At 33.2% G+C, this 7,715-nt stretch carries 9 protein-coding genes; all 9 read right to left on the reverse strand.

Annotated elements, in window-relative coordinates; genetic code table 11:
• The coding region (gene kduI / locus JJE11_RS10530; RefSeq protein ID WP_291635323.1) for a 5-dehydro-4-deoxy-D-glucuronate isomerase at positions 1-731 on the reverse strand (731 nt) is incomplete at its 3' end.
• 106 nt (positions 732-837) lie between these two features.
• A complete protein-coding gene (kduD, locus tag JJE11_RS10535; protein WP_291635325.1) occupies positions 838-1,620 on the reverse strand; it encodes a 2-dehydro-3-deoxy-D-gluconate 5-dehydrogenase KduD in 783 nt (260 codons plus the stop codon).
• Positions 1,621-1,646: 26 nt separating this feature from the next.
• Positions 1,647-2,327 carry a GntR family transcriptional regulator gene (locus JJE11_RS10540; protein ID WP_291635326.1) on the reverse strand — a complete coding sequence of 227 codons (681 nt, stop codon included), beginning with the start codon at positions 2,325-2,327 and terminating at the stop codon, positions 1,647-1,649.
• 147 nt (positions 2,328-2,474) lie between these two features.
• Positions 2,475-3,506, reverse strand: a complete 1,032-nt coding sequence (locus tag JJE11_RS10545) for a TRAP transporter substrate-binding protein (protein ID WP_291635328.1) — start codon at positions 3,504-3,506, stop codon at positions 2,475-2,477.
• Between the two features lie 95 nt (positions 3,507-3,601).
• A complete protein-coding gene (locus tag JJE11_RS10550; RefSeq protein ID WP_291635330.1) occupies positions 3,602-4,072 on the reverse strand; it encodes a YcxB family protein in 471 nt (156 codons plus the stop codon).
• Between the two features lie 8 nt (positions 4,073-4,080).
• Entirely contained in the window at positions 4,081-5,373 is a 1,293-nt protein-coding gene (locus JJE11_RS10555) for a TRAP transporter large permease (RefSeq protein ID WP_291635332.1), read from the reverse strand.
• Positions 5,363-5,896 carry a TRAP transporter small permease gene (locus tag JJE11_RS10560; protein WP_291635334.1) on the reverse strand — a complete coding sequence of 178 codons (534 nt, stop codon included), beginning with the start codon at positions 5,894-5,896 and terminating at the stop codon, positions 5,363-5,365. Before JJE11_RS10560 ends, JJE11_RS10555 begins: the two co-directional genes overlap by 11 nt.
• Positions 5,897-6,008: 112 nt before the next feature.
• A complete protein-coding gene (locus tag JJE11_RS10565; RefSeq protein WP_291635335.1) occupies positions 6,009-7,049 on the reverse strand; it encodes a TRAP transporter substrate-binding protein in 1,041 nt (346 codons plus the stop codon).
• 298 nt (positions 7,050-7,347) lie between these two features.
• Positions 7,348-7,715, reverse strand: a 368-nt coding sequence (locus JJE11_RS10570; protein ID WP_291635337.1) for a cupin domain-containing protein, incomplete at its 5' end; no start/stop codon positions are given.

Here is a 7,715-nt window from a genome sequence, read left to right on the forward strand (position 1 = left end):
GAGTGTATAGACCAACTTGGAGAAATAACTGCTTGTTCATTTTTCATAACAATATGTCTTGTCTCATCTGGAGTTCCCATAAGATGGAACACAACATTATCTGCATCCATATCAAAGTATAAATATACTTCCATACGTCTATCATGAGTATGACAAGGCATTGTATTCCATACACTACCAGGCTGCAACATTGTCATTCCCATAGCCAATTGACAACTTTTGCAAACTGCTGGATGTATATATTGATTTATTACTCTCTTATTACATTCTTCATCGCTACCAGCTTTAACTTTTTTAGCTTGTTCTAATCCGATTTTTACTGTTGGATAATTTTTATGTGCTGTAGCGCTATTTACATAAAATTTAGCAGGACTCGATACATCTTTGCTTTCAAAACTAATTTCTTTAATTCCAAGGCCTACATAAAGTGCGTCTCTAGCTCCAAGTTCATATTTTTCACCATCTAAAGTAACTGTACCCGCTCCACCGATATTAATAACTCCAAGTTCTCGTCTTTGAAGAAAATAATCACAACCTAAAGCTTTACTTCCTTCTAAAGTGAGAGCTTTATCTGTTGGCACAATTCCCGCTACTATTATTCTATCAATATGGCTATAAACCATTTTTATTTCACCTTTCACAAATAAATCCTCAATTAAAAAATGTTTTCTAAGCTCAGTTGTATCGTATTTCTTTGCATCTTCATTATGACTTGAATATCTAATTTCCATTATAATTCCTCCTAATATTAATTTTATGTTTTTTATTGATAATACCTCTATAATTGATAATAACTTTATAGATAAGTAAAACTTTCGTCTAATTTTTCTAACTAAATTATCTTACTAACCATCCGCCATCTACAGCTAAAATATGTCCATTAATATAATCCGACGCTTTACTTGATAAGAATACAGCTGTTCCCATTAGATCAAAAGGATCTCCCCATTTGCCAGCAGGTATTCTATCTATAATATCTGCATTTCTTGCTTCATCCGCTCTTAATGCCGCTGTATTATTTGTTGCAATCCATCCTGGTGCAATAGCATTTATTTGAATATTCTTCTCTGCAAGCTCATTTGCAAAAGCTTTAGTTATTCCTGCTAAACCATGTTTACTTGCAGTATATGCTGGAACAAACTTACCTCCTTGAAATGATAGCATAGAAGCAATGTTTATAATTTTCCCTGATCCTTGTTTAACCATTATCTTAGCAACATCTTGACTTAAATAATAAACTGCATTTAGATTTAAATCTATTACAGTTTTCCAGTCCTCATCTTTGTACTCAAGAAGTGGTGCTCTCTTAATAGTACCTGCATTATTTATTAAAATATCAACCGTGCCATATTCTTTTACACATGCTGCTACAGCTGCCGTAATTTCTTCTCTTTTGGATAAGTCTGCTTGAAAAAAAGTAACTTTTCTTCCTTCAGCTTCTATAAGGGTTCTAGTTTCGTCCCAATTAGTGCCATGAGTAGGGATAAAAATGTCTGCACCAGCTTTAGCGAGTGCTACTGCATATCCCTGCCCCAGGCCCGTGTTACCGCCAGTTACTATTGCAATTTTACCCTTTAGTGAAAAAAAGTCCATTGAAAATTCATTTACATTTGTACCCATTTTATTTGCTCCTTTTTTATTTATTATTATACAAAATAATGCCTTAACTCATTGTATATTCTATCTCCAAGTCTATTGATATTCCCGTGAAGATGACGATACATAACCTCATGCAATTTTTCCTTATCACAATTTTTAATAACCTCAAACAATTCAATGTGTTCTTCATTTAACCTTTCGAAACATCCTATTTCAACTATATCAAGCATTTTGAACCTAGTATAATGAACTTGCGATTCTTGTATTATTTTCCACAATCTTGTTTTTCCTGCAAAATCGAAACAAATACTGTGAAACTCACTGTCAGCATTATAAAATTCACTTGGTTCTACTACTGGCTTTTGAAGAATCTCCTTTTGCTTTTTAAGATTTTCAGAAAGCTTATTGATTAATTCATCATTAACCATTCCTAGAATATCTTTTATTACTGTACTTTCAAGCACTGTACGCATATAAATTAATTCCTTTATAAATTCCATATCAAGCAAGGTTACATAGGTACCCTTTTGAGGAACAATTTCTATGAACTTTTCACTTCTAAGCATTATAAAAGCTATCTTTACTGGAGTTCTTGATACATTATACTGTCGTGAAATTTCATTTTCACTAATAAGTTGACCAGGGTAAAGTTTCAAATTAATAATATCATCCTTTAGTGCAAGATAAATTTCATCGCTATTCATGCTTTTAAATTGTTTATTGCTCATAAAGCACATCCTTATTGACCACTTGCATGCTTGCATGCAAGTTCATTAATGTTAGTTTATCATATTTTTTATGTTATGTAAATGATTTATGTATATAATAATCACTATAGTAACAAAGTTACTATAGTGATTATTATTTCAGAAACATTATTTTGTAGCTATTATTTCATCAATTAATTCTTTCCATTCTGGGTGCTCTGCATACATAGGTTTAACTCTATCCTGGAATGCTTGATTATCATCTAGTTTGGTAATAGTAACTTTACCTTTTTCAACTATTGTAGCTTCTGCTGCATTGGACTGTTTAAGCCATTCAGCTCTCTCTACCTCTGCACCTACATCAGCGGCTTTTCTTATTATTGCTTGATCATCTGCAGATATTTTATCCCAAGAAATTTTACTAAACGCTATCATTTCTGGCACTCTTGTATGTTCATCTATTGTAATAAACTTTGCTATTTTATAATGATTAGATGATAAATAACTAGGCAAGTTATTTTCAGCTCCATCAATTACTCCAGTTTGCATTGCATTATAAACTTCACCATAAGCCATTGGGATAGGTAATGCACCTAAAGCCTTAACCATATCCATCATAGGTTTACTTTCTTGTACTCTTATCTTTAAACCTTTTAAGTCATATGGTGTTTTTACAACTCTTTTTGCATTATAAAAACTTCTTGCTCCAGAATCTAACCAACTAAGTCCTACAATTTGACTATTAGATTCTAAATCAGCGAATATTTTATCTCCAATCTCTCCATCTAAAACTCTAAACATTTGGTCTTTGTCCTTATAAAGATAAGGAAGACTTAAAACACCTATTTGTTTATTAAACTCAGCTAGAGGTGCAGCACTTATACGAATTGCATCTATTGCACCAAATTGAGCTTGTTCTATAGAGCTTTTTTCATCTCCAAGTAGTGCTCCTCCATATACTTCAATTTTTATTCTTCCATTGGTATTTCTTTCTACTTCATCCGCAAATGCTTGATCACCTAATATAGTTGGATAACCATCAGGTTGACTATCTGATAATCTTAGAGTAATTGATTTCGTTTCTACCTTCGGTGTATCATTCTTTTCAGTTGTATTAGCATTTTTATTACTACATCCAGAAAGCATTCCTACAGTAAGTACAAGACATGAAAATATTGCGATAAATTTCTTTTTATTCATTATTCACCCCTACTTTTTTAAACATATACAAAAACAAAGCCATAAATACACATTTAGTAAATACGGCTTTATCTTTATTTAATAGATAATTATATTCACTTTTTAATCTTTGAAACTACATAGTTATAAAAAGCTTTTTTTTGTTTTCCGAGCACTTTATTCGTTAGTACAAAACCATGTTTAGTCGTTGAAAATACAACAATCATGCTCGGTTTTTTTGATACGCCTTTTATCGTATTCCATTTTAAATCTGAACTTTGATTTTCAGTTTTTACATGAATTCCATTATCATCGAACCCTATCTCCATATCATGTGGAACCGCTCTTAACTGTCTTCTTGCCCTTCTATAAACAACTGCGGGCTGAATAACCGTAAACAAACAAATTACGAGTATCAAACCTATTTTAATAAAGCTGTTTACATCTCCCCAAAACCTTATCGACAAAAGGAACATGGCAACAGTAAAAATAATATTGCATACCCCTACAATTGAACTATAAATAGAATACATGGATAACTGCCAAAGATCAAAAGCTGTTGTTTGATAAGTAAACTTATATTTCATATCTCTCCTTAGCTAAATAATGATGGAAGCCATAAACTAACTTCCGGAATGAATGTTAGTAGTAATAGTGTAATTATCATACATACGTAAAACGGGAATGTAGCTTTTACAATTTTTTCCATTGGTACTTTACTAACTGCAGCACCAATAAATAGCACTGAACCAACAGGTGGTGTTAAAAGACCTATACCACAGTTTAAGATAATCATAATACCAAACTGAATAGGATCAATTCCAATTGAAACTGCAATTGGAAGCAATATTGGGGTAGCAATCAATATAATTGGAGCCATATCCATAATACATCCAAGAACCAAAAGGATAAGATTTAAAAGTAGTGCTAAAATAATTGGATTATCCGAAATCTGTACAATTGCAGCTGCTGCTAAATCTGGAACATGAAGAAATGTCAGACAATATCCAAAAATACTAGAAGTTGAAATCAGAATGAGTACGATAGAAAGTATATCCATAGTACCATCAAGCACTTTCCAAACACCCTTCCAATCGAGGCCTTTATAAATAAATACACTAACAAGCAAACTGTAAATAACTGCAATAGCTGCCGATTCTGTAGCTGTAAAAATACCAAATACTACACCTACTACAACTATCAGAACTGCGGCAAGAGCCCAAAAAGAAACACTAAATTGTTTTAACAAAACCGTCATGCTGAATTTGTCACCCTTTGGATAGTTTCTTTTAACAGAAATGATATATGAGCCTACCATAAGGGATATTGCAAGTATTGCGGCCGGCATATATCCTGCAAGGAAAAGACTTCCCACCGAAATACCACCTGCAGTAGTCGCATAAATAACCATATTATGACTTGGTGGAACTAAAAGTCCTTCAACTGATGAAGTAATGGTAACTGCCGTTGAAAAGTCAGCATCGTATCCTTGGTCTACCATCATAGGGATTAAAAGACTACCAAGAGATGCCGTATCTGCAGCTGCAGAACCAGAAATACCTCCAAAGAAGTATGATGCAACAATGTTAACCATCGCCATACCGCCTCTCATCCAGCCAACACAGGCAGTTGCTAGTGCAATGAGCTTTTCAGATATACCACCTGATCCCATAAGACATCCCATTGTAATAAAGAAAGGTACAGCCATAAGACTGAAAGAACTAATCCCTTTTACCATTTGTTGACAAATTGTTGTAAGTGGAAGTCCTAGGTACGTAAGACAAAATAAAGATGCAAGCGCTACTGCATAAGCAATAGGAAATCTTAAAAATACCATTATGAAAAAAGTGCCTAGTAAAATCAATATTGCCATACTATTAGCATCCATGAATATCCACCTCTTTTACAAAGAATAATTTAATATGATTATATATAGCATCTATTTCGAAAATAAACATTGCTATACCAGCCACTGGAATCGGAAAATACATCCAAAATTTAGAAAGACTTGGCATACTTACATAAGTTCCAATTGAACCAATTTGCACTGCAAATCTCCAACCTACTACTATCATAACCACAGCAAGTACCAAAATAGCACCATCTGCAATAAGATCCAAAACTATTATCAAATGTTTCGGCAAATACCTGTCAAATGCCGTCATACGAATATGAGCATTTCTTTTGATAGCTAAAGCAGCAGAAAGAACTGTCATATATGCCATACAAGTCAGAACTACCTCTTCACTCCATGCTGGATCTGGAATGAAAGGAATAAATCTACCAGCCACCGCCATGGTCGTAATGAGAATATCACCTATTAAAAGTATCTTGCATACGAAAAGAACAATCTTATAAGCCGTATCATATGCTGGTTGAATCTTATCAATTGTATTAAAAATTTTAGGCATACCTTACCTCCTCAAAAAAGTTAAGCACAGAGGTTGTAATCCTCCTCTGTGCATATAAAAACATTCTATTGACACTATTTGTACTGTGTTTCAATCTACCATTTTGTGAATCTTATTTCATGTCAAGAATTTTTTGATAAAGTTCAGCATTGTCTTTTGTAGCAGTAGCAATTACATCTTTACATGCTTCCTGCCAAGGTTTAATATCCTTAACTTCTACAATATTAACACCTTCTGCTTTTAAATCTGCTAGCACTTTATTTTCAGCTTCTTCAGAAATCTTTCTATTAAATTCTGATGCATATTTACCTGCTTCTGTAAGAATACCTTGTTGCTCTGTTGTAAGTTTATCCCAAGCTGCATCTGTAATGACTACTTGTATTGCACCAAGTGTATGGCCATCAAGAATCATGTTCGGTGCAACTTCTTGGAATGCATTTGATTTATAGTTGGCAATAGGCTGCTCTGCACCGTCTACTACACCAGTTTGTAATGCAGAATAAAGTTCACCGAAAGATACTACTGTAGGCGAAGCACCAAGTCCTTTTACCATACCATTCATAACAGGGTCATTTGATACTCTTATTTTCATACCTTTTAAATCTGCTACAGTTTTAACGGGTTTAGTTGTAAAGAAATGACGGAAACCTTCTTCTCCATAGAATAAGCCTCTAATTCCACTACCATTTTCGTGAGGCTCTAGAAGGAATTCAGGAGCTAAATCAGATGTGGCAAAATTCCAAAAATGTTCACGACTTACAAATGTATAAGGAATAGAAAGCAGTTTTGACTTTTCTCCACCATAGCTTGTAAGAGCAAATGCTGAGATACGGGACATATCAATTGTTCCACCACCGCCAAGCATTGAATCAAGTACATCGTTTTCTGCTCCTAAAACTCCACTTGCCTGAATATCAATCTTAATATTCCCCTTTGAAAGTTCTTCGACTTTTTCTTTAAATGCAGTATCTGTTTGACCAACAATAGTATCTGGTGGATTAACCTCAGCATATACAAGAGTAACCGCTGCTGCTGCTGCTGGTGTTTCTTCTTTTACAGGTGTTTCAGTTGGTTTTTTCATACCACAACCAGCTAATATACCTACAGTAAGTACAAGACATGAAAATATTGCGATAAATTTCTTTTTATTCATAATTTTTTCCCCCTACTAATTGTTTTTATTTTGTGTTTTTATCTATGTCCTTATCATACTATTCTGTGTAACCCTTTACTAGACGAATATCTTGCGATTATATGTAATAGATTGTCATGATATATATTATGATAATAAACATATATGTATTATGTTCATTATGGTCTATATTATACATCAACTATCACAACACATCCTTAGTATATAAAGCCTTTTGATACATTGACTTTTCACATAAAAAAAATTCTCATTACCATTTTAAATTCAAATGATAATGAGAAATCATATATTATTAAAATTATTTTAGAAAATCATCTCTTTGTGGGGTAAACACATCTAATATAGTTGAATCCTCTAATGCTAAAACACCATGCAATTCACTTGGTTTAATATAAAAAGTATCTCCAGCTTTTACCAATTCTTTTTTTCCTCCAACGGTTAGCTCAAAACTACCTTTTATAATATAACTGATTTGCTCATTTACGTGTTCATGAATTTCCCCAACTGCACCTTTAATAAAATTAACTTCCACCATCATCATATTCGAAACATGAGATAGTACCTTACGGGAAACACCCTTACCAAGCTCATTAAGTATAACATCATCATTTCTTACTATCATATCTTTTTCCTCCTTATAATTCTCTAGTTTATTGTTATTAATTA

It is taken from the genome of Clostridium sp. (assembly GCF_016650095.1).
GTDB lineage: Bacteria > Bacillota > Clostridia > Clostridiales > Clostridiaceae > Clostridium_AD.